The sequence below is a fragment of the Halomonas sp. C22 genome (genome assembly GCF_007655045.1).
Taxonomy (GTDB): Bacteria; Pseudomonadota; Gammaproteobacteria; order Pseudomonadales; family Halomonadaceae; genus Vreelandella; species Vreelandella hamiltonii.
In genome coordinates, this window is record NZ_VBVC01000001.1 from 640,728 (window position 1) to 666,477 (window position 25,750).

Sequence of the window (25,750 nt, forward strand, 5' to 3'; positions counted from 1 at the left end):
ATATTGACTCTAATATTACTGTCAGCGTCACCGTGGATAACGGCGACGCGACGCTGGACATCAGCGGCACCAGCGCCGACGTGGCCGAAGGCAGCGTGGTGGCGATCACCATCACCGACCAGAACGGCGTGACCGTCACTGCCGAAGCCACGGTACAAGCGGACGGCACCTACAGCGTGGACGGCGTCGACGTCAGCGACCTGACCGACGGCCCGCTGACCATCGACGCAGTGGCCACGGACAACAACGGCAACGAGATCGCCGCTGACACCACGGCCGAGCTGGACGCGGTCGCGTCTGCCCTGAGCGTGACGGCCACCGTCGACAATGACGCCGCGACGCTGGACATCAGCGGCACCAGCGCCGACGTGGCCGAAGGCAGCGTGGTGGCGATCACCATCACCGACCAGAACGGCGTGACCGTCACTGCCGAAGCCACGGTACAAGCGGACGGCACCTACAGCGTGGACGGCGTCGACGTCAGCGACCTGACCGACGGCCCGCTGACCATCGACGCAGTGGCCACGGACAACAACGGCAACGAGATCGCCGCTGACACCACGGCCGAGCTGGACGCGGTCGCGTCTGCCCTGAGCGTGACGGCCACCGTCGACAATGACGCCGCGACGCTGGACATCAGCGGCACCAGCGCCGACGTGGCCGAAGGCAGCGTGGTGGCGATCACCATCACCGACCAGAACGGCGTGACCGTCACTGCCGAAGCCACGGTACAAGCGGACGGCACCTACAGCGTGGACGGCGTCGACGTCAGCGACCTGACCGACGGCCCGCTGACCATCGACGCAGTGGCCACGGACAACAACGGCAACGAGATCGCCGCTGACACCACGGCCGTGCTGGACGCGGTTGGCCCAATGCCCACAGTATCCCTCAGCGTTAATACAACGATCGATTTTGCTACAGTGATCAAAGATGATGTGGCGGATTTGGGTGTGGGGGGCTCAGGTAACGGCAATATTAATGATCCTCGTCCGCCTGCAGATAAGTCGCCTGTACTTGAGTTTGACTTTGGAGTGGGCCAAGCAGGGCAACAAGTTACTTTGTTCTGGACACAGCAAGCAAAGGGTGGCTGGGAAGATGGTAAGAGTGGTCGCGGTGGTACACGGGATACGTTTAAAGTATTTATAAACGGCCAGGAGGCATATGACACAACGTGGTATGACCCTCTTAATAGGAATAGCACCGTATTCGATGCAGAGGACGAGTCTTTGATCGTTACGCTGGATGAGCATGGCCGTGTTTCTGTCCAGTTCGAAGTTCGCTCTACAGAGCCTAACGAAGTCGTAGATGTCTCCAACATTAGCGTGGTGTCACAACAACAAACAGTGATCTACAACGTAGAGCTGAACGGTACCATTTCTGCAGGTGATATCGATTACTACCTCGTCTCGGTAGATGGAGGTCAGCTACTCTTTAACGGTAATCCGTTGCAAGAGGAAGAGGGGGTTTATCGTGTAGAGCCCGGTCAGTTGAATGGCTTAACCGTTCGTCCTGATGTTGGTGTGGAAACATTCGGCATTGAGGCTGTTTCGGTTAGTGACCGTGGCGTTCAAAGTGTTCCTGCTGACTTGACAGTAGCAATTGAAGCACCGCCTGCACCGCCAGAAGTGAGTATTGATGGTATTGCACTTGGGTCAGAAGCAGGCGTTGATGTGCTGGCTAAAATGAACCCGGAATGGGGCCACATTGGCGACAACCACTTTGGTGTCTCTACGACAGCAGTTAACACAGCTAATCCGGTTCAAGTTGTGTCAGGAAGTTCTCTGATACCGACATGGACTTTCGGGCTTCTGGGTGGGCCTGATGTGGGTGCCACACGTAATTTAAAAGTTGAGTCCCTCAGTGGAAGTAACGAGACTGCTTACTTTGAAGTGGGTGATACATATAAGTTGACTTGGGAGACTTTGACTGGTAGAGGGTTTTTGAATTCCAATCAGGTATGGACTCAACGCTCCATGGAGGCAACGGTTACACGCTCAGACAAGAAAGGCGTGGATAATGTTGTAACGGATATTGTTGTGTTTTCTGGTGCGATAGGTGGTACAGCTCAGACGTTAATTGTCGATAGCAAAGGTATCAGAGAAAATGTTGAATATCGCACTAATGATCAGTTTGCCGATAGTACTGCCGGTATTCGTGAAATTGAGGTATCGGGAAGCGCAGCACCTTTGGCAGAGGTTCGTTTGTCAGACAGTACTGGCAAGTTAATAGATACTGTACAAGCTGATGCCCATGGTCAATGGACCACGGCGCTCAAGCGCCTTGATGGTGCAACTGGAACGCTGACCGCGACTGCCACGGATGCCCAAGGGAATGTGACAACAGATATTAAGCATTACCAGATTGGTAATAAGGGTAGTAATACGCTAACGGGTACTGGTGGTGACGACATTCTGTATGGCGGTTCGGGCAATGACACGTTGCAAGGGGGTGACGGTAACGACGTTCTTATCGGCGGTAAAGGTAATGACCTTCTCAATGGTGGGGCTGGAAATGATGTCCTGATCGGTGGTAAAGGTAATGATACACTTACTGGCGGTCTTGGAGACGACGTCTTCCGCTGGGAGTTTGGCGATCAGGGAACAACCAGTGCGCCTGCTCAAGATACAGTGACTGACTTTGGGCAGGGCAACAACACCCTGGATCTACGTGACTTACTACAAAGTGAGAATGAAGGAAACATTAATAGCTATATTCTTGCCAAAGAGGAAGCTGGAGGCACTAAGCTCTACATTAGCGCCAATGGCACCTTGTCAGGTGATATAGATAAAGCGGACCAGGTGATTAACTTGCAAGGGCAGAGCTTCGAAAGCCTTGCAGGGCCAGGGGCTACGGAGTCTGATGTGATTCAGAAAATGATTCAAAACGGCAAGCTAGACATCGATTAACCACCACCCAACCCAAAGGCCGCCTACGGGCGGCCTTGTTGTATCTACAGTACGATTACGTTTAGCAACCAATAGGCGCGTTTACTTACAGGGGAAGCCGCTATGCTCTATATCAAACGTAACGCCAAGGGAGAGATCGTGACGCTTAGCAAGGAGCCTACGCCCGAGTGTAGCGAGACCATCGCGGCCAATTCGCCAGAGGTGTTTACCTTTTTGGCCCAGCAAACGGGGCAGTCGGCGCAAATGATAGCGTCTGACCTGGCTTTCGTGAGGGTGGTGGAAGACATGCTGGAGGTGTTGCTGGAGAAGGGGGTGCTGAGCTTTACCGATTTGCCCGCTGCGGCCCAGAGCAAGGTGATGGAGCGTAAGTCGCTTCGCGCCAAGAATGATGTGAACCTATTGGGGGATGAAGATACGCTAATCTAGTCAGGGCGTGTTTCAAACACGCCCTGACATCCATTGTGAGGATTAATCGACTCTGACAGCTGGCCCTGTCACGCCATCTACACCGGTGCGGAACAGGCTTTCCAGCTCCTCCGGGGCAGCCACGCCCTCGGCAATCACCTCAATGCCTAGTGAGTGGCACAGGGTGGCCATGCCGCGCACGATGGTTTGCTGCTCGTGGGAGGTATCGATACCCCGCACCAGGCTGCTGTCCAGTTTCAGGTAGCTCAACCCTACGTCGTGCAGGTCGGCTAGTTTGGTGAATTCAGCACCCACGTGCTCGATGCCGAACTGGCAGCCTAGCGGGCGCAGAGCGCTGCATAGCCCGCGCAAGCTGCCAATGGCGTGTGGCGTTAGCGTAGCGGGTACCTCGAAGCAGAGCTTGCGTGCCTGGGCAGGCTGCTTCTCCAATAGCTGTCTCAGCTCATTGACGAACTCGGCGTTAGTAATCGAGGCAATCGACAGGTTGATGCCGAACGACTGCTCGCCGTGAGCCTTGAGCTTGTCCAGTGCCTTGCGCACTACCGCGATATCCAGCGCGGGCTCCATCGAAAAACGCGTGACCCAGGGAATGAAGATCCCCGCACTTTGCCACTGGTTAGCCAGCTGTAGGCGGGCAGGGCACTCGTAATGCAACACCTGCTGCTCGGCATCCATGACCGGGAAGTAGGCAAGCTTTGGCCCCTGGGCAATGGCGTCGGTCAGTGCCGTGCGCCACTGGGTATGATTGCCGAACAGAGAGCCCTGTTCACGCTGCCGCACCACTGTGTGGGTGGTACTGCTGGCACTTTCCGCCTCTGCCAGGGCGTCGTCCAGCGTCGCCAGCAGCGGGCCACGTTCATCATGCGGATGGTAGGCTACCACGGCGGTGGCCAGGCCCGGTGTGGCGCTATTGTGGGGCGACGTTACCTGTGCCAGCGCTTCTTCCAGGCGAGGCAGTAGTGCGTGAGGCTCCTCCTCCATGGGTAGTATCAGCAGGAAGTCGCTGCCGTTGAGGCGGCCCACCAAGGGTTCTTCCGAAGTGCTATCCAGCGCGGCCAGCTGCTGGGTAAGCTGCTTGAGCAGAGCATCGGTGGCCTGGTGGCCAAGCTGCTCGTTTAACTGCTCCAGGGCGCGCACACGCACCATGACCAGCAGCCCCGTGGCACGGGCGTCTTCACTCTCCAGCAGGGCGCCCAGCTTGCCCATGATCACATCGCGGTTCAGGGCACCGGTCACGCGGTCGTGCTGCAGGTGGCGGCGCAGCTCGTCCAGCTTTTGCCCTTCGTGGCTGAGCATCTGGCGCACGTTGGCCGACAGCACGTTCATGGCCTGGGCCACTTCACGCAGCTCCAGCGTGCGGGGTTCCTTGATGGTGGTGAAGCGGCGCGCGCTGATGTCCTTGGCCTGGGCCACTACCCGCACCAGCGGGTGCTTGATGCCTCGTACCATCACCGTGGCCAGGGTCAGGCTGATCGCCCCCGCCAGCAGGAACCAGCCCGCCAGCTCCAGCATGCTGCGCCATAGCGAGGCATAGGCAAAACTGTGCTGGCTCTCCAACTCCAGCGTGCCAAACTGCCGCCAGCCATCCTGAACGGTAGCGGTGCCCACGGGCACATCGAACTGCACCAGGCGACGAAACCAGCCGGGCACATCACCGCTGTACTCACCGGCACGGCGCTCCACCAGCACGTCGCCTTCGGCATCACGCAGCACGATAGAACGGTAGTAACCGGTATCGAACTGCGCTGCAATCAGCAATTCGAGGATCACCAGTTCCTTGTCCAGCTGGCTCATGGAAAGCGCCAGCGCCGTGGCGTTGTCCTCGTTCTTGATGCGAACTTCCTGCTCGATGTAGTCGCGGCTGCTGGTGATGCTGATGGCCAGGCTGCCGACGAACGACAGCAGCAACAGCACGATAATGGCCAGCCAAAGCTGCTTGATCAGCGACATGTGCCTGTTCCTCTTAAATGAATCCTTGTGATTGCATGCGCTCGATGACGCTGCGCCAGCGAGATAGCCGCGCCAGTGGGTCGGCACGAGACTCGGAGCCTCCGCCTGCCCATAAACCACTGCTATTGAAACTGAAGACGGGGTCCAGGTCGTTACGCTGGGAGGCGGGCGTGATGGAAGGCATCAAGTTATCCAGCACCAGCGGTTCGGCATTAGGCGTCGAATAGTAGCCCAGTACCATGTGTGCCTGGGTAATCTGACTACGCCCGATACGTGCACGGACATAAATCATGCGCAGACGATCACCTGGCACCCCGAGCTGTTTTAACGTGATGTATTTGGCAATCGAATAATCTTCACAGTCACCCTGACCCTTGCCCATGGCCTCCAAGGGTGTGGCCCAAAAATCTTCCTGGCCCCACGCCTGGATATCATCCACCCAGCGAATGCGCCGATTGAAGAAGTCATTCACGTCGCGCAGTTGCGTTTGAATATCCTGGCCCTGCAGGCGGTCGAGCAGGCTGAACCACTCTTCCAGCACGTTCATTCCGCTTTGGCCGTAAAGCCGCTGCATGGATTGACGCAATTGCTGAGGGTTGAAGGCGGCCGCAGGAGAGGGCTGAAACCCCAGCCCAATACCCAGCAACAAGGCACCTGTGACGGTCAAGAACCGCCGACGTGTCAGGCCATGAGGAGGAGGGGAGGAGTGCAGGGACATGGACGCCATGAGCGTTGAGCAAATAGAGCTTAAGATTACTCGCTGGCATGCAAAAGCGCTATCCCTGCTGGTCACAAAGCATCAACGTTTTGTTACTGGGCTGCCTGATAGGTGGCTTCCAACATGGGCTCCAGTTCGGGCCAAACGTTGTCGAGAATGATAGGCTGAGCGTCTGCCGTGGGGTGGATGCCATCGCTTTGCATCAGCTGGGTATTGAGCGCCACATCTTCCAGCAGGAAAGGCACCAGTGAAAGCGAGTACTCATCCGCCAGTGAGTGGAACACGCCGGTAAAGGCATCGCGATATGCCTGCCCGTAGTTGGGAGGAATATCGATGCCCAGCAGCAGCACCTCGGCGTCGGCCTGCTGGCTCTGTTCGATCATGCTGGCCAGATTGGCTCGCATCTGGGCCGGAGGCAGGCCACGCAGGCCATCGTTGCCACCCAGCTCCAGCAGAACGATATCCGGCTGACGCTGTCGGAGAATGTCGGCGAATCGTTGCGCACCGCCAGAGGTGGTTTCACCGCTGATGCTGGCATTGACCACTTGGGCCTCGCCCTCCAGGCGCTCGGCGAGCAGCGCCACCCAGCCTTGCTCTTCCTCGATACCATAGGCAGCGCTCAAGCTATCGCCCATCACCAGCAACGTGGGCAATGCGCGAGTATCCGAGGACGTGTCGTCGTCATCGGCGTACAAGGGGAGCACGCTCAAACAGGTCACCAGGGTGACGGCCGTCAGCATGAAGGCTCTTGAAAGTGCTGTTGGTGAGAAAGCTGTGTTTGCGAGTGTCGTGTGCATCGCCTGTCGTACAGGTACCATTCGTTGTCGAACCGTTATTAAAGGGAATCCACGCTTCATGTCCTACTCCTCTGACCCTACTTCCAAAGTGCCCAGCGATGCTGCCAATGCGCATGCGCCCACCACCGACACGCCAACGTCAGGTAAGGTTCCCCCCGTCATTGCGCCCAACGTCGTGCTGCATGCCCATCAGTTGGCAAAACGCGTGGCCAGTGGCGAGCGTTCGCTGACCATACTGGACCACCTCGACCTCAGCGTGGCCGCCGGTGAAAGCGTTGCCATTCTAGGCAAGAGCGGGGCAGGCAAGTCAACCTTGCTGGGGCTGCTGGCGGGGCTGGACACGCCAAGTGATGGTGAGCTGACGCTGTTTGGTCACCCGCTGAGCCAGCTGGATGAGGATGGGCGTGCCGCGCTCAGGGCCGGACGAGTAGGTTTCGTGTTTCAAAACTTCCAGCTGCTGCCCACGCTCAGCGCCTTCGAAAACGTGCTGCTGCCGCTGGAGTTGTCGCCCCGGGCAGGGGAAACCGCCGCCGCCCAGCAGTGGCTGGAGCGTGTGGGGCTAGGGGAGCGCACCTCGCATCTGCCCAAACAGCTCTCAGGGGGCGAGCAGCAGCGCGTGGCGATTGCCCGTGCCTTCGTCACCGACCCGGAGCTGGTGTTCGCCGACGAACCCACCGGCAACCTCGACCCGGATACCGGCGCACAAATCATCGACCTGCTGTTCACGCTGAACCAGCAGGCGGGCACCACGCTGATCCTGGTGACTCACGACCACGCATTGGCGCGCCGTTGCGACCGCTGCCTGCGGCTCACCAATGGCCAATTGACGCCTTTCGTTCCCGCCCCGGCCACCAGCGAGGAAGGCAATGAGTGACATCAACTGGCGGCTGGCCGCCCGTAGTTTAAAACGTGACTTGCGCGCGTCAGATGTCCGGGCGCTGTTCGTGGCCTTGATGTTGGCGGTGGCGGCATCCACCATGATCGCCTTCTTCCTGGACCGTCTGGAGCGTGGCCTGGAGCGCCAGGCCAGCCAGATACTGGGCGGCGACCTGGTGCTGGAACAGCGCGAGCCCTTCGATGAGCGCCTGCGTGCCGAACTCGAAGCGGCGGGCTTTACCCTGAGCGACCAGGTAGACCTGGTGTCGATGATTAGCCGCGGTGAGCGCTTTCAACCGGCCAGCCTCAAGGCCGTCGATGATATCTACCCGCATTATGGCGTCAACCTGGTCGATCTGGGCAACGGAGTCGAGCGCCTGGCCTCCGGGCCTGGCGTCGGTGAGGCTTGGGCCGACCCGCGTCTGGCGGAGCTGATCGAGATCCAGATAGGTGATCAGGTACAGGTAGGCCAAACTGAGCTGACCATCACTGGCATCATCGAGCGTGAAGCCGACCAGTCCGCAGGGTTTGGCAACTTCAACCCCCGGCTGATGCTCAATACCGCCGACCTTGATGCCACCGGGCTGGTGCAGCCTGGCTCCCGGGTCGAGTTCGAGCTGCTGGCCGCCGGGCCGCCTGCCGCTCTGGAGCAAGTGCAAGGCTTGCTGGCGGAATTACGCCGGGAGGGCGTGGACGTGCGTGATGTCCGCGTCGACCGGCCGCAGTTGGGCAACGCGCTGCAGCGCGCGGAGAGTTATCTGGGGCTGGCAGGGCTGGCAGCGGTGCTGTTGGCCGGGGTCGCGGTGGCCATGTCGACCCGTCGCTATGTCGAACGCCACCTGGATACCGCCGCGCTGCTGCGCTGCTTCGGCGCTAGCCAGCAACAGCTGGTCGTGCTGTTTAGCCTGCAGTTGGTGGGGCTGGCGTTGATAGCCTCGCTGCTGGGGGCCATTCTCGGGCTGTTAGGCCAGGCACTGCTGCTGTGGTTATTGAGCAGCTTCCTGCCCATGACGCTGCCTGCCCCAGGCATCATGCCGCTATGGCTGGGTATCTTCACCGCGCTGGCGGTGCTGGTGGGCTTTGCCGGCCCCACCTTGCTGCGCATTAAGCAGGTGAGCGCGCTGAAAGTGCTGCGCCGTGAGCTGGACCCGCTGCCGCCTGCCGCCTGGCTGGTGGTGGGCGTGGCCAGCCTGGTGTTTGGTGGTCTGCTGTGGCTCTACTCGGGCAGCTTCTCGCTGGCCCTGGCGCTGCTGCTGGGCGGTTCGCTGTTGCTGGCACTGTTGTGGGGCGTCAGTGCCTTGCTGCTGAACGGCTTGTTGAAGGCAGTGCAGCGCCTCTCCGGTGCCAGTGAATGGGGCCAGGCCCTGCGTTTGGGAGGGCGGCAGTTGGCCCGCCGCAAGCAAGCCGGGCTAGGGCAACTGCTGGCCTTTTCGGTGACGTTTTTCGCCATGGCCATGATCGTGCTGGTACGTGGTGATCTGCTGACCACCTGGCAAGACCAGCTGCCGGACAACACACCCAACTACTTTGCCATCAATATCCAGCCCAGCGAACGCGAGGCCTTCGAGCAGGCCGTGGCCCCGCGCGTCGAGACCCAAAGCACGCTCTACCCCATGGTGCGCGGGCGCATCAGTGCCATCAACGGGCAAGCCCCTCGGGACGCCGTGCCACCCGATGCCCGGGGCGACAACTCCTTGCGCCGCGAGCTGAACCTCACCTGGCAAGCCACGCTGCCGGAAGGCAATCGCGTGGTGGCCGGGCAATGGTTTCGCACCTCCAGCGAGCCCCAGGGCTGGATGAGTGAAGTCGAAGCCACTGCCTCGGCGGTGGCCAGCACCGTGCCCATTTCGGTGGAAGAGGGGCTGGCAGCCCGCCTGGGGCTAGGCGTGGGCGATGAAATGACTTTCACCGTGGGGGGCGATACCATCACCACCCGTATCGACAGTTTGCGCAGCCTGAACTGGGATAGCTTCAACCCCAACTTCTTCGTGATCTTTCCGCCGGGCGTACTGGAGTCCTTTGGGCATAGCTTCATCACCGCCTTCCACTTGCCAGACGCGGAGCAGAGCCTGGTTCGCCAACTGGTCAGCGACTTCCCTGGCGTCTCGTTGCTCAACGTCGATGCCATCCTGGGCCAGGTACGTGACGTGCTCACCCAGGTAACGCGGGCTGTCGAACTGGTGCTGGCCTTGGTGCTGTTGGCAGGGGTGAGCGTGTTGTACGCCGCCCTCACGGCCAGCCGACCGGTACGCGCCCATGAAAGCGGCCTGCTGCGGGTGTTCGGGGCGGGTAATCGCATGATCTCCCGCGTGCAAGGAGCCGAGTACGCCCTGCTGGGCTTTGCCAGCGGGCTGCTGGGCGCCGTGCTGGCCGAGCTGGTCACCGCCGCGCTCTACCTCTACTGGCTCGACCTCACCCCGCGCCTGCATTGGGGCCTATGGCTAGTGCTGCCCCTGGGCGGCGCGCTGCTGATCGGCATCATTGGTCATCTGCTCTCTTACCAACTGCGCCGTCAAGCCCCCGCCGCCAGCCTGGGGCTGTTGGGAGAAGCGTAGGCAATGAAGGAGTGGTTGCCCCGGCAGCCACTCAAGCCCACTTGAGGGAGGCCCATTCATTGGCTTATAGCCAGAGCAGCCACCCAAACTATCCTGTGGGAGGCCAATTTCATTGGGCGACTGCTTGGGCAGGCACCCGTGCTTGAATCGTCGCGAGCTAAAGCTCCCTCCCACAATAGGCTTCCAGCCACAAGAGGCTCTCAGCCACAGCGAGGCTTCTTGAACAGAAGGAGGCCAATTTATTGGGCAACTGCATGAGCCGGTGCATTCTTCGCTTTTCACAAAGCAGGCTTCGTGTATGCTACGCGCCTCTTCATTGGAGTTCGCGGCATGTGGTCGTTCAACGTCTCTCATTTCTTACCTGTGCTCCCTCGTTTTCAACAGGGTAGGCCGATTCTGGCAGGACTTGTCGTCACCCTGTTGAGCGTTGGTGATGCCCATGCATCCGTGGCGCGTCTGGAGGCTGACCTGCAGGCCCAGTGGGGCCGTGGCGAGCAGCTCATTGAAATCGGCGAACTCCGTGAACAGGAGCAGCGCGTGATCGCCGAGCATATCGTGATCCGGCAGGCGCAAGGCGATGTGGTGACCATCGAGGCCTACCACGTGCAGGGCGATTACGACCAACCCGAGAGCGTCTCGATTCACGGTATTCGCGTTATCGAGCCTGACGTCAGTGACCCGGTCTTGACGCTGACCGAGCTGGCCCTCGATCGACCAGCAACGGCCGTCCCCGACTTCGCCAACTTCACGACCCCAGATGCACCGCTTCACGGCTTGCGTTTGCAGGAGCTTTCGCTGTGGCTGGACGGCACCTTGGCCAAGCAGTGGACAGCAGAGTGGGGCAACGACGCGGCGCTGACGGGCTACCTCACCCTGGAAGCCCTGGTGCTGGAAGAGATGAGCCACGCCGCCCTTGGACGTTTTGAGCTACACGGGCTAAACGCCGAGTTCAACGATTTGGCGTCTGGCTTTACCGCGTCTCTGGCGCTGGATGAAGTGATCGTTCGTGGGCTGCAAGGGCTCGACCGCCCAGGGCAAGCGCAGTTGGAACGGGCTGAGTTGAATGGCTTCAGCCTGACCGGAGACCGCTGGAGTGTTCTGCTGGAGCGCGCCTGGGCCAGTGGCAATACCTATGTCGGCGATGTGGGCTTCCAAGGAGCCGCGCTGGATATCGGGCAACTGATTCGCTTGGCGCCTGCGCAAGAGCGCCAGGACCTTCAGGTAATGAACAATGTATTGACCGGTGGCAGCGGGCAGATGTATGCCGCAGGTCGCAGTGTCTCTGAGTGGGATGACGAGACCCAACCACCACAGCTGACGTCGGAAGGCTTCTTGCAGCTCAGCGAGGCGGGTGACGTGCGCTATCAGATGGAGCTTCCCGTGACCCTGCCAGCGCACGTCACCGTCGAGCAGGCCATGCAAGACCCCACCCTGTTCGAAACGGCCACCCTCCATGGCGGTAGCATCACCCTGGCCTACGAGGATGCCGGCCTGCTGCCGCGTCTCGCCTCTGAACTCGCCGCCCAAGAGGGGATCAGTACCTCGCAAATGGTGTCACACAGTTGGGCCCAGGCCCGCCAGCTCGAAGCCGTGGCAGGCCCGCAGGTCGCCAAACTGATGGTGGCGCTGGTCGATATCATGGGCGGCCACGCCCAATCCTTGACCACGCACATCGCGCTGCCGGACCCGTTTACCCTCGAACAATTCATGATGGACCCGCTGGGCAGTAGCCAACGTTTACGCTTCACCTTTCAGCTCAAATAGCGCGGTTGTCCAGTTGGTCAGCCTGTAAAGGCTACCGCCAACATGAAACATGCTCATGCAACACCTGATACGGATGCGATGAAAGTCGCGTCTGACTGGGGTATCATGGCCCTCTCGCTTCTCCATGATGACCGTTTCGTTACGAGGTTCCCGCCGATGTTCAGCCGCGATATGACAATTGCCGGATTCGATGATGTGCTGTTTGATGCCATGCAGAAGGAAGTGGCACGCCAGGAAGCCCACATCGAACTGATTGCTTCCGAAAACTACGCCAGCCCGCGTGTCCTGGAAGCACAAGGCAGCCAGCTGACCAACAAATACGCCGAAGGCTACCCCGGCAAGCGCTACTACGGCGGCTGCGAGTTTGTCGATATCGCCGAGAACCTGGCTATCGATTACGCCAAAGAGCTGTTTGGCGCTACTTATGTCAACGTGCAGCCGCACTCCGGCTCCCAGGCGAACAGCGCCGTGTTCCAGGCGCTGGTCAGCCCCGGCGACACCATCCTCGGCATGAGCCTGGATGCGGGCGGTCACCTGACCCACGGTGCCAAGCCCAACTTCTCTGGCAAGCACTACAACGCCATCCAGTACGGTCTCGATGAGCAAGGCCTGATCGATTACGCTCAAGTGGCCCAACTGGCCCGTGAGCACCAGCCGAAAATGATCATTGCAGGCTTCTCGGCCTACTCCCAGATTGTCGATTGGGCCAAGTTCCGCGAAATCGCCGATGAAGTAGGGGCTTACCTGCTGGTCGATATGGCCCACGTCTCGGGTCTGGTGGCGGCCGGTGTCTACCCCAGCCCGCTGCCCCACGCCCACGTGGTCACCTCCACCACCCACAAGACCCTGCGTGGCCCTCGTAGCGGCGTGATCCTCTCGGCAGAAAACAACCCCGAGATCGAGAAAAAGCTCCAGTCTGCCGTCTTCCCCGGCGGCCAGGGCGGCCCGCTGATGCACGTCATCGCGGCCAAGGCGATCTGCTTCAAGGAAGCCATGGCACCCGAGTTCAAGACCTACCAGCAGCAGGTCGTCAAGAACGCACAGGCCATGGCAACCGTGTTCATCGAGCGTGGCTACGACATCGTCTCGGGCGGTACCGAAGACCACCTGTTCCTGCTTTCTCTGATCAAGCAGGGCGTGACCGGCAAAGATGCGGATGCTGCCCTGGGCCGTGCCCACATCACCGTCAACAAGAACGCCGTGCCCAACGACCCGCAAAGCCCGTTCGTCACCTCTGGCCTGCGTATCGGCACCCCGGCAGTGACCACCCGTGGTTTCGGTGAGCAAGAGTGTACCCAACTGGCGGGCTGGATCTGCGATATCCTCGACGTCCTGGCCAAAGGCGAAGACACCAGCGGCATCGAAGCCCAGGTGTTGGATAAAGTGGCAGAGGTGTGTGGTCGCTTCCCGGTTTACAAGTAAGCGCTACTGCCTTCAGCAAGTAAAAAACGCTAGCCTCGGGCTAGCGTTTTTTTATGGTAGGTCGCGTTTCCTAAGCACGTATCAATCGGCAGAACGGTCCTGAGCATCACGCGCAGGCTCTGGTCTCACAACGCTGACGGTACGCTGCTCTTTGGTCCATTTTCCCGCTTTTTTGTCGATATACTGAAAATGCTCATTGGTGAAGCTGCCCTGATTGCAGGCATGCCGATAGGAGACAGTGGGCACGGCCTGTTGATCGAGTAGCGCGATGAAAACCCCCGGCCCGGTCAACTCGAAGACGTTGGTCAGGGAGCTGTCCTGGATATTGTGCTGGACTCGCTCGATCAGCCTCAACAGGTTCGGATTGCCGGGGCGGCTGGCAATGAAATAGTTGCTGAGCTCACCACGGCGTGTGGTGATGTAAAGCTCCTCATGCTTGCCTAACGTGTTGGCCAAGGGCCAGATCGCATGGGCATCGATGTCCAGATACACGCCACCGTGTTGGTAGAGCACCAGCAGCCGCCAGAAGTCGGCTTGGGCAGCACCGATTTGCAGGCGATCATATTGCTGATTGATCTCTGCGGGGTAGTGGTCGGCAATGAACGCTTTTCTGGCCTCGGTAATCATGAACCGATACTCGAAACGCGGTGCCATCAGGCGGTTGAACAGATAATTCAGATAAACGGGCAGCGTGACCTTGTTGGTGAAGTTGGTCTGCCAGATGATCTTGGGAATGGGCGTTGGCTCTTTGGGCTTCAGCCAGGGCGCCGCTTGTTCCGGGAGCGTAAAGCGCTTTTTGGGGAACAGGGCATGAAAACCATAGCTCAACAGCTTGGTGATGTTGGCCAATAGCTTGATGATTCTGCTGGTCGCCACGATATGCGGCTTGCGAGATTTTGTTTGAGACGGCATTGGCTCTCTTTGCTCATTTCAATGAAAAGCCTGGGGAGTAGGCTCCTCAGGCTCTTCGATACTATCTGATGGTGCTGGATCATTTACCCGGCCATCACCAACCGCCTTGGCTTTCCAGCAAACTGCGGATGTTGTTGTCCAAGGGGAGGCGGAAGTCTGCACTGCCCAAGACCAACGCATCCCCAGCACGCACCACCCGTGCGCTCACATACAGAGAGTCCTGACCTTGTGCATAGGTTCCCATGAGAATGGAGCGAGCATTGTGCTGAGAGCTCAAACGTTGTACTTGCCTGGAGAGAATCAGCTCTCCCACATTCTCTTCGATGAACATGCTATCGCGCATCTTGACCTCCCGCACCTGCATGCCTTGCTGGGCAAGTGCCGAGGCCATGATCTCCGAACTGATGCGTCCAAAAGTGGACGACTGGCTCAAGTTGTCGATGCTGACGAAGGTGGCCGCAATCATGGGGCTATAGCGGGTAAGATCGGGGTTGCTTGCCATCATTTGCTGGGCAGCTTGATGTGCAAGTTCAGACAGGTCTGGTTTGGGCGCTTCAGGTTGGCTGCTGTTGCCAAGCGATGCGCAGCCCGTCAGCATCAATAGCGCAAGGCTCAGCGCAGCAGTGTTCATGGCGCGGCGGTAAGAGACAGGAAGCACCGTCATAAGCGTCAACAGCATAAAGGTTACCAAGTGTCGGTGATGGAAATAGTCGGCGTCGTGGGAGCCTGAGGCACTCTATGGGGTGCATACTGGCGCCGATCACCGGCATTAATGTAATAGATATTGGACGAAGAGTAGAGGATTTGATCCTGTTCAACGATCTGTGTGGTGACGATGATCTCTTCGTTGCTGGTGGGTGTCCAACTACCCCCGACAGAGTCGGCGAGGATGCCGGCCGGGATCAGTGCCAGCCCAGGCTCACTCCAGTGGCGGATGGGAAAGCTGGCGACGGCAATGCCGGTTGCCAGCGCCGTGTAAGCACCAAAAGGCGGACGCGTATAGCCACGGTCACGATGCTGAACGACTTCCACATCGATCTGAACCGTTGCTCCGTTGGCACGGGGCTGGGTAGTGACGCTGCCACCGCGTGACACCAGCTCGCTGGTCAGCAGGGTTCTGAAACCTCGTTCGAACTCTCCGCCACTGTAATAACTGCCGTACTGTGCGTGTTCGGGGGCGAGAATGTGCAGGTCGCGGAACCGTACCCGTTCGCTGGCCAGGATACCTGCCGCTTCATGTCGGGCCAGGACTTCCCAGTGCTGGGCAGCCTGCATGCGCTGTTGTTCACTGTAAGGGTAGGTGGTAGCAATCGGCGTTTGTGATGTGTTGGCGTAAAAACAGCCGCTTAGCATCAGGCCAACCGCGCCTAGCCCAAGTGGGGCAAGACAGCGGCGAGTGAGAGACAGCAGAGGACGAATGCGCACCGGTAGTTCCTTATCGCTAGTAAACGGCTTTTTGATAGACTAGTTTGCCATGCTCATAGTAGATCGGCCACGAGGTTTAAAACTTGAATGAGTAACCCCCATGCTTGAGGACCATCGTAGCGGCCCTCGTCACGATTCGTTGCTGTCATCTTACCCGGAAGACGATAGCAACAATGGCTGGATGATCAGCTACATCGACATCATGACGCTACTGGTGGCGCTGTTCGTGATCATCATTGCTGCTGCCGGGGTCACTGGCCCCAACTGGAACCCGGAAGCACCTGACACCGAGATCAGTGAAAGCAGTGTGCCTACCTTGGAAGTTCCGCTGCCTGCGCTGTTGGATGAACGTCGCCAAAAGCGCAACATTGCTTATCTGAATGAGCCCGGAACGCTCAGCCCGATGGCCATCAGCGCGGCCTTGGGGGTGGCTGGGCTGCCCGCACCGGTCATGGTGATGCCTGAACCCGCCGAGGTGCCGCCTTTGCTGGCGCTGGCACCTGTCGAGCCAGCATCGCCGGTAGCGCCGCTGCTGGAGCGTTACCTGCCTGCGCTGCCCACGCCGCTGCTTACCCATGAAACTCAGCGCTCGGGCCAGCCACTGGCAAATTACATGGTGCTGTTGACCGACCGTCCGCCCGTCAACGTCCAGCAGGTGGAGGACGAGGCCATCAGCAGTGCGTTGGCACTGGACGAGCAGTTGTCTGAGCGGGTCGAATCGTCCCTTTACCTGCCTGACCTGGATGGCGTCGAGGTCTCCCGAGTGGCAGAAGGCATCAGCCTGCGCGTGCAGGATCAGCTGCTGTTTCCTTCAGCCACCGCTGGGCTGACAGAGGGCGGTACATCGCTGGTGGGAAGCCTGCTGGAAACCATTCAGCGCTACGACGGTGAAGTCTGGGTCGAAGGGCACTCGGATAGTCAGTCGATCAATACCCCCGAGTTTTCGTCCAACTGGGCGCTTTCCAGCGCACGGGCCATTGCCATCGTCGAAGCACTGGAGGCTGCAGGGGTCGAACCTGAACGGCTGCGCGCGGTCGGTTTTGCCGACACTCGCCCACTGGAAGATAACAGCAGCGCCGAGGGGCGCGCCCGCAATCGACGTGTCGAAGTAGTGATTCACGTAGAGTAAGCACCCACACGCTGGCTTGGGGCAGCTCACTGTTGTAAGAGGAGGCTTCAGCTCGCGATGATTCCTGCACTTGGCTTGATTGGGGTGGCTACTCAGGCAGTCGCCCAATGAAATTGGCCTTCCACAGGATAGCCTGGGTGGCTGCTCTGGCTATAAGCCAATGAATTGGCCTTCCACAGGCAGGCTTGGGACTGCTTTGCTTTTGCTGAACAAAAAAAGCCCGCCAGGGGGGTGGCGGGCATCAAAGGGCTTGGCTCACTGCAGCCCACTGACATCTGGTGAGGGGGTGTACGAGATCGCCAGTGGGTACAATTCGAGTATAGCTATTTTTAAATGTTTGCCAAGGATTGGTGTAAAAATTTTTGTTGTTGTGTCGTTGTGGGCGCTCTATCAGATAATTCTTGTACAATTTCTGGCAATACTCCCGCCTCTTGGCCCCTGTTTATTTGCGCTATTTTGGTGCGCCTTCGCTTGCCCTATTTTGGTGCTGTCTTTATTGGGAGCTTTCGCGTGTTTTAATTATTTGATTTTAATTAACTAAATCGTTCTGGCATGCATTCTGCTTTGGTAGTTTCCTACCTTAGGTGCTTTTTTCGAAAGGCCATCACGTTCGGCTTTTGAATGACCTGATTCCAGTTTGCAAAAGGTGCTGCCATGACCGAGTCCGCTAGTCCTGCACTACTTGACCCCGCGTTACAGCCGCGTCTGGTGGTCACTGATCTCGACGGTTCCTTGCTGGACCACCACAGCTACGACTTTTCGCCTGCGGCCCCTTGGCTTGCTCGCCTCAAGCAGTTGGGCGTGCCGGTCATTCCTGTCACCAGCAAAACGCGGGCCGAACTGGTGCCGCTACGTGAAGCGCTGGGGCTGACGGCAACGCCCTTCATTGCTGAAAACGGTGCCGTGATTGGTCTGCCGCCCGGCTGGTGCCATGCCAGCCTTGACCGGCCGGGTAGCGGGCTGGACGGCGTGGTCATCAAGCACACGGGGGTGGATATCCGCTTTATCCGTGCACGCCTGGCCATCTGGAAGCAGCGTCTCGACCTGCAGTTTACGCCCATGGGGGAGATGGAGGTGGCAGAGGTCATGGCCAGAACTGGCCTGGACGAGCCCCGTGCCAAAGCAGCCAAGCGGCGCGAGGGCAGCGAGCCGCTGATCTGGGAAGACGATGAAAATGCCTTGGAAAAATTGCGTGCTGCGCTGGAGGGCGATGGGTTGACCATGACCCAGGGCGGTCGTTTCTGGCACGTCATGGCGCAGGCATCGGGCAAGGGAAGTGCGGTGAACTGGTTGATCCAGCGCTTTGCGTCGCTACGCGGTCGGCAGCCGCTTGCGCTGGGGCTAGGCGATGGTCCCAACGACGTTTCCATGCTGGAAGCCGTCGATCAGGCCGTGGTGATCAAAGGGTGCCATGACTTGAGGGTGGCGCCACACAACCGGGCGCTGTATCGCACCCAGGCAACCGGGCCAGCCGGATGGGCCGAGGGGGTGGCTCACTGGTGGGGGCGAGACGACCGCCGGCTAGCGGCGGAGCCCCATCTGCAAACCACCACGGCTTAACTCAACGAGGAAGCGCGCATGAGTGATTTTCATCAGAATGGCGTCATTACCGATTTTCATAATCTGACCCGTCGTCCCGTGGAAGATCTCGAGCGGGAGCTGTGCCAATTTGCCAAGCGCCGCCCAATGGGGTTGATTCTACCGTCGCTGTTTTCCGAGCTGGAAGGGCCGGCGCTGTCGGCCATTGTCGATGAATTGGCCAAGGTGCCTTATCTCAACGAGATCGTGATTGGCCTGGATCGGGCCGACCGAGAGCAGTTTCTCTATGCTCGTGAGTTTTTTTCACGCTTGCCTCAGCATACCCGCATTCTGTGGAACGATGGTCCTCGGCTGCGAGCGCTGGATGCGGAGCTCGAGCATCACGGGCTAGGGGCGCTTGAGCCTGGCAAAGGGCGCAATGTGTGGTACTGCGCGGGGTATGTGCTGGCGTCAGGGCGCTCGTCGGTGGTGGGACTGCACGACTGCGATATTCTGACCTACGACCGCAGCTTGCTGGCACGCTTGATGTATCCGGTGGCGCATCCGCGCTTCAACTACAGCTTCTGCAAGGGGTACTACCCACGCATTGCCGAAGGCAAGCTGAATGGTCGGGTGTCTCGTTTGATGGTGACGCCGCTGCTACGGGCATTGAAGACCGTGTGCGGCCCGCTGCCGTATCTGGATTACCTGGACAGTTTCCGCTATCCGTTGTCGGGGGAGTTTGCCATGCGCAGCGACGTGCTGGAGGGCATTCGCATTCCTGCCGATTGGGGGCTGGAAATTGGCGTGCTCTCGGAGCTACAGCGCAACTACTCGCATCGCCAGCTGTGCCAGGTAGATATCGCCGATGCCTACGACCACAAGCACCAGCCAGTGAGCGAAGAGGATGCCAGCGGTGGTTTGAACCGCATGAGCCTGGATATCGCCAAGGCACTTTATCGCAAGCTGGCCACGCAAGGCGTCAGTTTTAGCAGCGAAGATTTCCGTACCTTGAAAGCCACCTACTATCGGTTGGCGCTGGACTTGATCGAGGCCTATGACCACGACGCCACCATGAATGGACTGAGTCTGGACCGCCACTGCGAAGAGCAGGCGGTAGAGCTGTTTGCCAGCAACCTGCTGGAAGCTGGCAACCTGTTTCTGGACAACCCGCGTGAGCGCCCGTTCATTCCTAGCTGGAACCGGGTGCAGGCCGCTGTACCTGACCTGCTGACCCGGATGCACGAAGCGGTCGCGCTGGATAACCAGGGGGATGTGTAGGCCATGACGGCCTACGTTTGACGCCTAGAAATCGTCGCTGTGCGCCTGTGTGCTGGAAGGCGCCAGTGACAACGCCTGGGCTTGATGCCGTGACGCGTTGAGCTTGAAGTTGCTGACCATCTGACGCAGCTGGGTGCTCAAATGCGCCAATTGCTGGGTAGCATGATTGCTCTGCTGCACCAGTCCGGCATTTTGCTGAGTCATTTGATCCATCTGTGTCACGGCCTGGTTGACCTGCTCGATGCCGCTACTTTGTTCGATGGTGGCCGCAGAGATCTCCTGGACCAGCGTGCTGAGCTGCTGGATGTCGCCCACCACGCCGTTGATGACATCACCGGTACTGCGCACTCGGCGGCTGCCTTCGACCACCTGAGCATCGGCATTCTCGATCAGCCCCTTGATCTCCTGGGCGGCAGACGCGGAGCGGCTGGCCAGCTGGCGAACCTCGTTGGCCACCACGGCAAAACCGCGCCCTTGCTCCCCTGCACGAGCGGCTTCCACCGAGGCATTCAGCGCCAGGATATTGGTCTGGAAGGCAATCGCATTGATCGTTTCGACGATGCTGCTCATGCGAGTGGCGCTTTCATTGATGGTCGCCATGGTATCGATCACCGAGGACATGGCGTCGCTACCCCGCTGGGCGCTTTCTGCGGTTCGGGAAGCCAGGCTGCGAGCGTGGTCGGCATGCTCTGCGTTCTGCTTCACTGTCGCGGTCAACTGCTCCATGCTGGAGGCGGTTTCCGCCAGCGACGCCGCCTGCTCTTCGGTGCGCGTCGAGAGCTCTTCATTGACGCCCACGATCTGTTCTACCCCATTGTTGACCTGATCGGCGCCATGGTGGATGTCGCTGATGGTGCCCGCCAGGGTTTCGCGCATCCGGTTGATGTCGAACAGCAGGCTGCTTTGATCACTTCCTTTCAATGCAGCGGCCTGAGTCAGATCGCCATCGGCAATATGACGTACCACACTGGCCGCATAGCGGGGGTCACCGCCCAGCCGACGCGCCACGTCCCGGATCACCCAGCCCATCAGCAGCGTCACGGGCAGGCCAATGATCAGCAGAATGACCGCTGAACGTACCAGTCCAGCTACAAAGGCTGCATCGATATCGTCCACATAGACGCCTGCCGCCATGGACCAACCCCATTCGGGCAAGTGGGCCACATAGCTTACCTTGGGTGACTGGTCTTCACCCGAGATGCGCCGCGAGTAGTAATCCACGTGCCCGCCACCTGCCTGGGCCACATCGCGAAGTACGCTGTACAAGCGCATGCCGCTGGCGTCCTGGAAGTTGGTCATGTCTTCGCCACGTGGGCGATTGGGGTGGGACACGATGGCCAACTGGTTGTCGAACGCAAACACATATTCGCCTTCACCAAAGCGAACGCTGGCAAGGTTATCGATGGCCCGCTGCTGCGCTTCATCGACGCTCAGTTCACCGCTGGCGGCACGTGCTTGCAGATCGGCGATTTGGCCGTGGACGCTATTGACGATGTACTGAATGCTGTCGCTGCGCTCGTTGGCGATGGTTTGGCGGTTTTCCCAGGCCAGCCAGCCTACCAGGAGCAGCATGGCCACCCAGATAATGCCCAGCGTGCTCCACAGTTTCTGTGTAGTAGTCAGGTTGTTCATGGCGTCCTTATATCGATTAGTTCAGTGAGTAAGCCCTCACTCCTATCGGCCATGAGGCGGCCTACCTTAGTCGAAAGGAGTGTTTTTAACTAAATTTTACAATTGATAATTCTAAAAGGTAATAAACATATAATATTTTGTGGGATACACTTGATGAAATGCACACTGCATACGGTCAATTGCTGGAGGTCCATCATGCAACGCCCCGTCGTCACGCCCTTTTTCGATGAGCCAACCAACACGTTCAGTTACGTGGTGAGAGACCCCGATGGCACCGCCTGCGCCATCATCGACTCCGTGCTCGATTTTGATTACGCCGCTGGGCGAACCGATACCCGTTCAGCGGAGCAGATCATCGCGTTTGTGCGCCGTGAAGGGCTAAACGTGGCCTGGATACTGGAAACCCACGTTCATGCCGACCACCTTTCGGCGGCCCCCTACTTGCACGCCCAGTTGGGCGGCAAGACCGGCATCGGTGCGCACATCGTCGAGGTACAGGAGATCTTCGGCAAGGCCTTCAATGCGGGCACCGAGTTTGCCCGGGACGGTAGCCAGTTCGACGCGCTGTTCCAAGAGGGCGATACCTTCATGATTGGCGCCCTGGAAGCCACCGTGCTGCATACGCCTGGCCACACGCCCGCCTGTTTGACCTATGTGGTGGGGGATGCCGCGTTTGTCGGCGATACGCTGTTCATGCCCGACTACGGCACCGCCCGCTGTGATTTTCCCGGTGGCGATGCCCGCACTCTCTATCGTTCGATTCAGAAAGTGCTGGCCCTGCCTGACACGACACGGCTGTTTTTGTGCCACGACTATAAAGCCCCGGGGCGTGACGTGTACCAGCACGAAACCAGCGTTGCCGAGCAGCGCCAGGCCAACGTTCATGTGCACGAGGGCATCAGTGAAGACGCCTTCGTGCGTATGCGCACCGAGCGAGATGCCACCCTGGGCATGCCTCGGCTGATCATCCCATCGGTTCAGGTCAACATGCGGGCTGGGGAGCTGCCCCCCGAGGAAGATAACGGTCAGGTGTATCTCAAGGTGCCGATCAATCGTTTCTGAATCTTTTCAACCCACGTAATACGAGGAGCAGACGGTGGACGTAATGGCAAGCCTGCAAGGGCTGGTGGGGGGCGTGTTGATTGGGCTCTCCGCCGTTTGGTTGATGGGGGCGCTGGGGCGTGTTGCTGGCATCAGCGGGATCATCGGAGGGCTGGTGCTTCAGCGGCCCAAGGGCGATAGCGCCTGGCGGGTGGCTTTTTTGGCGGGCCTGGTCAGCGGCCCGCTGCTGGTCATGGCGCTGGGCGGAGGCCTGGGCAATGTGGCTGGCAGCCCCGGTGAGGTGATTGGTGCGCCTGCCGGTGGCGTTGCGCTGATGCTGTTGGCGGGCCTGCTGGTGGGGTTGGGCACCGGGCTGGGCAGCGGCTGCACCAGCGGCCACGGCGTATGTGGTTTGGCGCGTTTGGCGCCGCGTTCCATGGCGGCCACGGGCATGTTTCTGGTGACCGCCATCGCCACCGTGTATGTGGTGCGTCATGTCATTGGGGGTGGCGTATGAGCCGGGCTGCGTTGAAAACGGCAGCGGGCTACGTGGCAGGGCTGCTGTTTGGGTTAGGGCTAGCTATTTCCGGCATGACCGACCCAGCGAGGGTGCTGGGGTTTCTGGATATCGCGGGCGCCTGGGACCCCACGCTGATGTTCGTGCTGGGGGGCGCGGTGTGCACCACGTTTGTCGGTTACCGGCTGGTGTTTGCTCGGGGGCAGCCGCTGTTGGCCGGTGGCTTTCAACTGCCCACGCGCCAGGAGCTGGATGGCAAGCTGCTGGGCGGTGCGGCGTTGTTTGGTGTGGGCTGGGGGCTTTCCGGCTACTGCCCGGGGCCTGCCATTGCTTCTCTGGGCGGCGTCACGCTGCCGTTACTGGCCATGTTGGCGGCCATGGTGCTGGGCTGGTGGGGGGCTGCACGCCTGTCTCGCTAGCACCACTGAACCAACGTGGCATGTTGTCGCCCTTGCTCTAGGTGAAAGCGGTGCCGCAGCACCATTCGGCGCCCCCATCGGCAACGCTCTCCGCGTTGCTTCGCGGGTGCGCTCCGCTTACGCCGCGCTACGGGTATATCGCCAACATTGGGTATGGGGGCACGGGCACGGATATCCCCGTAGCGCGGCGTAACGATTGAGCGAGAGCAACGAGCGAGTGAGGCACCCGCGGAGGCGGCGCCAGCCGCCCCGATGGTGCCACAGCACCCACAGCATCCTCGAATGACAACATGCCATCGCCACCCCCGGCGCCATCATCGGCAACGCTCTCGCGTTGCTTCGCGGGCGCGCTCCGCTTACACCGCGCTACGGTATGCGCCCACATCAACCCCAAGGCGTCACCACGGCAAATCGCGGCACCCCTGTAGCGCGGCGTAACGATTGAGCGAGAGCAACGAGCGAAAGAGGCACCCGCGGAGGCGGCGCCAGCCGCCCTGATGGCGTCACCGAACCAAACGCGCTCTCGAATCACAAAACGCCACCGCCACCCCCGGCGCCCCCATCAGCAACGCTCTCGCGTTGCTTCGCGGGTGCGCTCCGCTTACGCCGCGCTACGGGTACATCGCCAACATTGGGTATGGGGGCACGGGCACGGATACCCCCGTAGCGCGGCGTAACGACTGAGCGAGAGCAACGAGCGAGTGAGGCACCCGCGGAGGCGGCGCCAGCCGCCCTGATGGTGCCACAGCACCCACAGTATCCTCGAATGACAACATGCCATCGCCACCCCCGGCGCCCTCATCGGCAACGCTCTCGCGTTGCTTCGCGGGTGCGCTCCGCTTACGCCGCGCTACGGTATGTCGCCAACATAACTCCCAATACGTCACCACGTCAAATCGCGGCACCCCTGTAGCGCGGCGTAACGATTGAGCGAGAGCAACGAGCGAAAGAGGCACCCGCGAAGGCGGCGCCAGCCGCCCTGATGGCGCCACAGCACCCACAGCATCCTCGAATGACAAAGCGCCATCAGCCACCCCCGGCGCCCCCATCGGCAACGCTCTCGCGTTGCTTCGCGGGTGCGCTCCGCTTACGCCGCGCTACGGGTATATCGCCAACATTGGGTATGGGGGCACGGGCACGGATATCCCCGTAGCGCGGCGTAACGATTGAGCGAGAGCAACGAGCGAGTGAGGCACCCGCGGAGGCGGCGCCAGCCGCCCCGATGGCGCCACAGCACCCACAGCATCCTCGAATGACAACATGCCACCGCCACCCCCGGTGCCCTCATCGGCAACGCTCTCCGCGTTGCTTCGCGGGTGCGCTCCGCTTACGCCGCGCTACGGTATGTCGCCAACGTCACCCCATACGTCAAATCGCGGCACCCCTGTAGCGCGGCGTAACGATTGAGCGAGAGCAACGAGCGAGTGAGGCACCCGCGGAGGCGGCGCCAGCCGCCCTGATGGCGCCATGGACATTACCCCAGCACGATATCTCTAAAAGCCACAGCCACGTTGGGCGTGGCGGCTAGTCTGACCACCATGCTCAGGGTGCTTCGCTACCCATCATGTCCAGAAGGCGGGCGTCGTTGGGCATGCCCTGGATGCGGTCGATGCGTAGCAGGCCTGTGTCGGTTTCGCGTTGGTAGGCGCTGGTGGGGGTGGCGTACAGTCCCAGCTCATCGAAAAGCTGGTTATTGGCATAGACCTGTTCTTCGATATCGCGAGGTTGCGCACTGGCGCTCAGGGATTCGCCGTTGCTGTGGCGGTGCAGGGCCTCGGCGGGGTCGTCGGCACCGAGGAGGGTGGCGGCGAGGGCGGGGCTGTTTGGCGCCAGAATGCCTACCATGATGTGGCGCAACTGAACTTCGCCAGCTTCCACCCAAGGGCGCGTCTGTTGCCATAGCTGGCGGCAGTAAGGGCAGTTGGCGTCGGTGAAGGTGTAAATCACGCGGGGGGCGTCCGGGTTGCCGTCCTGAATCCAGTGACTCTCTTCCAGCAGTTGCCAGGTTTCGGCTTCGAGCGGGACGCGCACATGTTCGTCCAGCTGCGCTTCGGTCAGGTCATTGCCCGCGCTGTCCATCAGTGTGCCGACAATGGCGTGTTCGCCGTCGGCGGTCAGGTAGATGGCCATGTCCTGGCCTTGCACGCTGGCGCCGTAGCCGCGCATACCGCCGGGGGCCTCGAATTGCCCGTGAATGCTGATGCCCTGGTCGGCCAAGGCTTGCACTGGTGCGGGCAACGTATCTGCATGGCTGGCCAGAGTGAATGTGCTCAGTGTGGCCAATAGGGCAAAGCGGCTCGCGGGCATGGGAAACGTCCGTTGCATAAGTAGCTCAATCCTCAACTAAACCGTGCTCAGAGCAAGTGGCGATGATAACGATGTGATATGTCTTTTGGGTAGACAGTGTCGCAGGACAGAATGATTAAAGGATTATCTTGTTCTGTCCTGAGACGTTATGT

Annotated in this window: 20 protein-coding genes; 12 read left to right on the forward strand and 8 right to left on the reverse strand. The window is 59.9% G+C overall.

Features of this window, described 5'->3' with window-relative positions; genetic code table 11:
• Positions 1–32 precede the first annotated feature (32 nt).
• Positions 33–2,909, forward strand: coding sequence for an Ig-like domain-containing protein (locus tag FEU76_RS18775; RefSeq protein ID WP_186299077.1), 2,877 nt, complete (start codon positions 33–35; stop codon positions 2,907–2,909).
• Between the two features lie 102 nt (positions 2,910–3,011).
• Positions 3,012–3,335 (forward strand): tryptophan synthase subunit beta like protein, encoded by a 324-nt coding sequence (locus FEU76_RS02970; RefSeq protein WP_144980171.1) that lies wholly within the window; start codon positions 3,012–3,014, stop codon positions 3,333–3,335.
• 42 nt (positions 3,336–3,377) lie between these two features.
• Here the strand turns inward: FEU76_RS02970 and FEU76_RS02975 are convergent, their stop codons facing one another.
• The 3 genes from FEU76_RS02975 to FEU76_RS02985 all read right to left on the reverse strand — a co-directional run bounded on the left by FEU76_RS02975 (position 3,378) and on the right by FEU76_RS02985 (position 6,743).
• Complete coding sequence (locus FEU76_RS02975) at positions 3,378–5,285, reverse strand: EAL domain-containing protein (protein WP_144980174.1); 1,908 nt, start codon at positions 5,283–5,285, stop codon at positions 3,378–3,380.
• Positions 5,286–5,298: 13 nt separating this feature from the next.
• A complete protein-coding gene (locus FEU76_RS02980; protein WP_186299078.1) occupies positions 5,299–6,003 on the reverse strand; it encodes a transglutaminase-like cysteine peptidase in 705 nt (234 codons plus the stop codon).
• Between the two features lie 92 nt (positions 6,004–6,095).
• The gene (locus FEU76_RS02985; RefSeq protein WP_446718790.1) at positions 6,096–6,743 is read right to left on the reverse strand and encodes an arylesterase; all 648 of its coding nucleotides are present in this window, start codon (positions 6,741–6,743) and stop codon (positions 6,096–6,098) included.
• Between the two features lie 115 nt (positions 6,744–6,858).
• Between FEU76_RS02985 and FEU76_RS02990 the strand changes: the two genes are divergently transcribed.
• The 4 genes from FEU76_RS02990 (at position 6,859) to glyA (ending at position 13,417) form a co-directional block, all read left to right on the forward strand.
• Positions 6,859–7,674 carry an ABC transporter ATP-binding protein gene (locus FEU76_RS02990; protein WP_144980177.1) on the forward strand — a complete coding sequence of 272 codons (816 nt, stop codon included), beginning with the start codon at positions 6,859–6,861 and terminating at the stop codon, positions 7,672–7,674.
• Positions 7,667–10,231 (forward strand): ABC transporter permease, encoded by a 2,565-nt coding sequence (locus FEU76_RS02995; RefSeq protein WP_144980180.1) that lies wholly within the window; start codon positions 7,667–7,669, stop codon positions 10,229–10,231. The genes FEU76_RS02990 and FEU76_RS02995 overlap by 8 nt, the downstream gene beginning before the upstream one ends.
• A gap of 330 nt (positions 10,232–10,561) precedes the next feature.
• Positions 10,562–11,995 (forward strand): hypothetical protein, encoded by a 1,434-nt coding sequence (locus tag FEU76_RS03000; RefSeq protein ID WP_144980183.1) that lies wholly within the window; start codon positions 10,562–10,564, stop codon positions 11,993–11,995.
• A gap of 156 nt (positions 11,996–12,151) precedes the next feature.
• Positions 12,152–13,417, forward strand: coding sequence for a serine hydroxymethyltransferase (gene glyA, locus FEU76_RS03005; protein ID WP_016913272.1), 1,266 nt, complete (start codon positions 12,152–12,154; stop codon positions 13,415–13,417).
• 81 nt (positions 13,418–13,498) lie between these two features.
• On the opposite strand, the gene FEU76_RS03010 is transcribed toward glyA, so the two are convergent.
• The 3 genes from FEU76_RS03010 to FEU76_RS03020 all read right to left on the reverse strand — a co-directional run bounded on the left by FEU76_RS03010 (position 13,499) and on the right by FEU76_RS03020 (position 15,682).
• Positions 13,499–14,329: a glycosyltransferase family 32 protein gene (locus FEU76_RS03010; protein WP_144980185.1), complete on the reverse strand. Its 831-nt coding sequence runs from the start codon at positions 14,327–14,329 to the stop codon at positions 13,499–13,501.
• A gap of 94 nt (positions 14,330–14,423) precedes the next feature.
• Positions 14,424–15,008 (reverse strand): FlgO family outer membrane protein, encoded by a 585-nt coding sequence (locus FEU76_RS03015; RefSeq protein WP_260851340.1) that lies wholly within the window; start codon positions 15,006–15,008, stop codon positions 14,424–14,426.
• A 5-nt stretch (positions 15,009–15,013) separates the two neighbouring features.
• Complete coding sequence (locus FEU76_RS03020) at positions 15,014–15,682, reverse strand: hypothetical protein (RefSeq protein ID WP_052196507.1); 669 nt, start codon at positions 15,680–15,682, stop codon at positions 15,014–15,016.
• Between the two features lie 172 nt (positions 15,683–15,854).
• On the opposite strand from FEU76_RS03020, the gene FEU76_RS03025 reads away from it, so the two are divergent.
• The 3 genes from FEU76_RS03025 to FEU76_RS03035 all read left to right on the forward strand — a co-directional run bounded on the left by FEU76_RS03025 (position 15,855) and on the right by FEU76_RS03035 (position 19,682).
• Positions 15,855–16,883 carry an OmpA family protein gene (locus tag FEU76_RS03025; RefSeq protein WP_039183758.1) on the forward strand — a complete coding sequence of 343 codons (1,029 nt, stop codon included), beginning with the start codon at positions 15,855–15,857 and terminating at the stop codon, positions 16,881–16,883.
• Positions 16,884–17,537: 654 nt separating this feature from the next.
• Complete coding sequence (locus FEU76_RS03030; RefSeq protein WP_144980188.1) at positions 17,538–18,443, forward strand: HAD-IIB family hydrolase; 906 nt, start codon at positions 17,538–17,540, stop codon at positions 18,441–18,443.
• 18 nt (positions 18,444–18,461) lie between these two features.
• Positions 18,462–19,682, forward strand: a complete 1,221-nt coding sequence (locus FEU76_RS03035; protein WP_039183763.1) for a glycosyl transferase — start codon at positions 18,462–18,464, stop codon at positions 19,680–19,682.
• A 24-nt stretch (positions 19,683–19,706) separates the two neighbouring features.
• On the opposite strand, the gene FEU76_RS03040 is transcribed toward FEU76_RS03035, so the two are convergent.
• A complete protein-coding gene (locus tag FEU76_RS03040) occupies positions 19,707–21,314 on the reverse strand; it encodes a methyl-accepting chemotaxis protein (RefSeq protein WP_144980191.1) in 1,608 nt (535 codons plus the stop codon).
• Positions 21,315–21,509: 195 nt separating this feature from the next.
• Here FEU76_RS03040 and FEU76_RS03045 point away from each other — a divergent pair, with 195 nt between their 5' ends.
• From FEU76_RS03045 to FEU76_RS03055, 3 genes are read left to right on the forward strand one after another with little or no spacing between them, the layout of a single operon-like run.
• Positions 21,510–22,376 (forward strand): MBL fold metallo-hydrolase, encoded by an 867-nt coding sequence (locus FEU76_RS03045; RefSeq protein WP_144980194.1) that lies wholly within the window; start codon positions 21,510–21,512, stop codon positions 22,374–22,376.
• Positions 22,377–22,410: 34 nt separating this feature from the next.
• Positions 22,411–22,872, forward strand: coding sequence for a YeeE/YedE family protein (locus FEU76_RS03050; protein WP_084123833.1), 462 nt, complete (start codon positions 22,411–22,413; stop codon positions 22,870–22,872).
• Positions 22,869–23,291 (forward strand): DUF6691 family protein, encoded by a 423-nt coding sequence (locus FEU76_RS03055; RefSeq protein ID WP_016913283.1) that lies wholly within the window; start codon positions 22,869–22,871, stop codon positions 23,289–23,291. Before FEU76_RS03050 ends, FEU76_RS03055 begins: the two co-directional genes overlap by 4 nt.
• Positions 23,292–24,833: 1,542 nt before the next feature.
• Here FEU76_RS03055 and dsbG read toward each other — a convergent pair.
• Positions 24,834–25,616 (reverse strand): thiol:disulfide interchange protein DsbG, encoded by a 783-nt coding sequence (gene dsbG, locus FEU76_RS03060; protein ID WP_144980197.1) that lies wholly within the window; start codon positions 25,614–25,616, stop codon positions 24,834–24,836.
• Between the last annotated feature and the right edge of the window lie 134 nt (positions 25,617–25,750).

Coding starts and splice junctions, on each gene's coding strand:
- glyA (WP_016913272.1), top strand. CDS start 12,152: ATGTTCAGCCGCGATATGACAATTGCCGGATTCGATGATGTGCTGTTT.
- dsbG (WP_144980197.1), bottom strand. CDS start 25,616: ATGCAACGGACGTTTCCCATGCCCGCGAGCCGCTTTGCCCTATTGGCC.
- FEU76_RS03000 (WP_144980183.1), top strand. CDS start 10,562: ATGTGGTCGTTCAACGTCTCTCATTTCTTACCTGTGCTCCCTCGTTTT.
- FEU76_RS02975 (WP_144980174.1), bottom strand. CDS start 5,285: ATGTCGCTGATCAAGCAGCTTTGGCTGGCCATTATCGTGCTGTTGCTG.
- FEU76_RS02990 (WP_144980177.1), top strand. CDS start 6,859: ATGTCCTACTCCTCTGACCCTACTTCCAAAGTGCCCAGCGATGCTGCC.
- FEU76_RS02980 (WP_186299078.1), bottom strand. CDS start 6,003: ATGTCCCTGCACTCCTCCCCTCCTCCTCATGGCCTGACACGTCGGCGG.
- FEU76_RS02970 (WP_144980171.1), top strand. CDS start 3,012: ATGCTCTATATCAAACGTAACGCCAAGGGAGAGATCGTGACGCTTAGC.
- FEU76_RS03025 (WP_039183758.1), top strand. CDS start 15,855: ATGCTTGAGGACCATCGTAGCGGCCCTCGTCACGATTCGTTGCTGTCA.
- FEU76_RS03020 (WP_052196507.1), bottom strand. CDS start 15,682: ATGCTAAGCGGCTGTTTTTACGCCAACACATCACAAACGCCGATTGCT.
- FEU76_RS02995 (WP_144980180.1), top strand. CDS start 7,667: ATGAGTGACATCAACTGGCGGCTGGCCGCCCGTAGTTTAAAACGTGAC.
- FEU76_RS03030 (WP_144980188.1), top strand. CDS start 17,538: ATGACCGAGTCCGCTAGTCCTGCACTACTTGACCCCGCGTTACAGCCG.
- FEU76_RS03055 (WP_016913283.1), top strand. CDS start 22,869: ATGAGCCGGGCTGCGTTGAAAACGGCAGCGGGCTACGTGGCAGGGCTG.
- FEU76_RS03045 (WP_144980194.1), top strand. CDS start 21,510: ATGCAACGCCCCGTCGTCACGCCCTTTTTCGATGAGCCAACCAACACG.
- FEU76_RS03035 (WP_039183763.1), top strand. CDS start 18,462: ATGAGTGATTTTCATCAGAATGGCGTCATTACCGATTTTCATAATCTG.
- FEU76_RS03040 (WP_144980191.1), bottom strand. CDS start 21,314: ATGAACAACCTGACTACTACACAGAAACTGTGGAGCACGCTGGGCATT.
- FEU76_RS03015 (WP_260851340.1), bottom strand. CDS start 15,008: ATGCTGTTGACGCTTATGACGGTGCTTCCTGTCTCTTACCGCCGCGCC.
- FEU76_RS02985 (WP_446718790.1), bottom strand. CDS start 6,743: ATGCTGACGGCCGTCACCCTGGTGACCTGTTTGAGCGTGCTCCCCTTG.
- FEU76_RS03010 (WP_144980185.1), bottom strand. CDS start 14,329: ATGCCGTCTCAAACAAAATCTCGCAAGCCGCATATCGTGGCGACCAGC.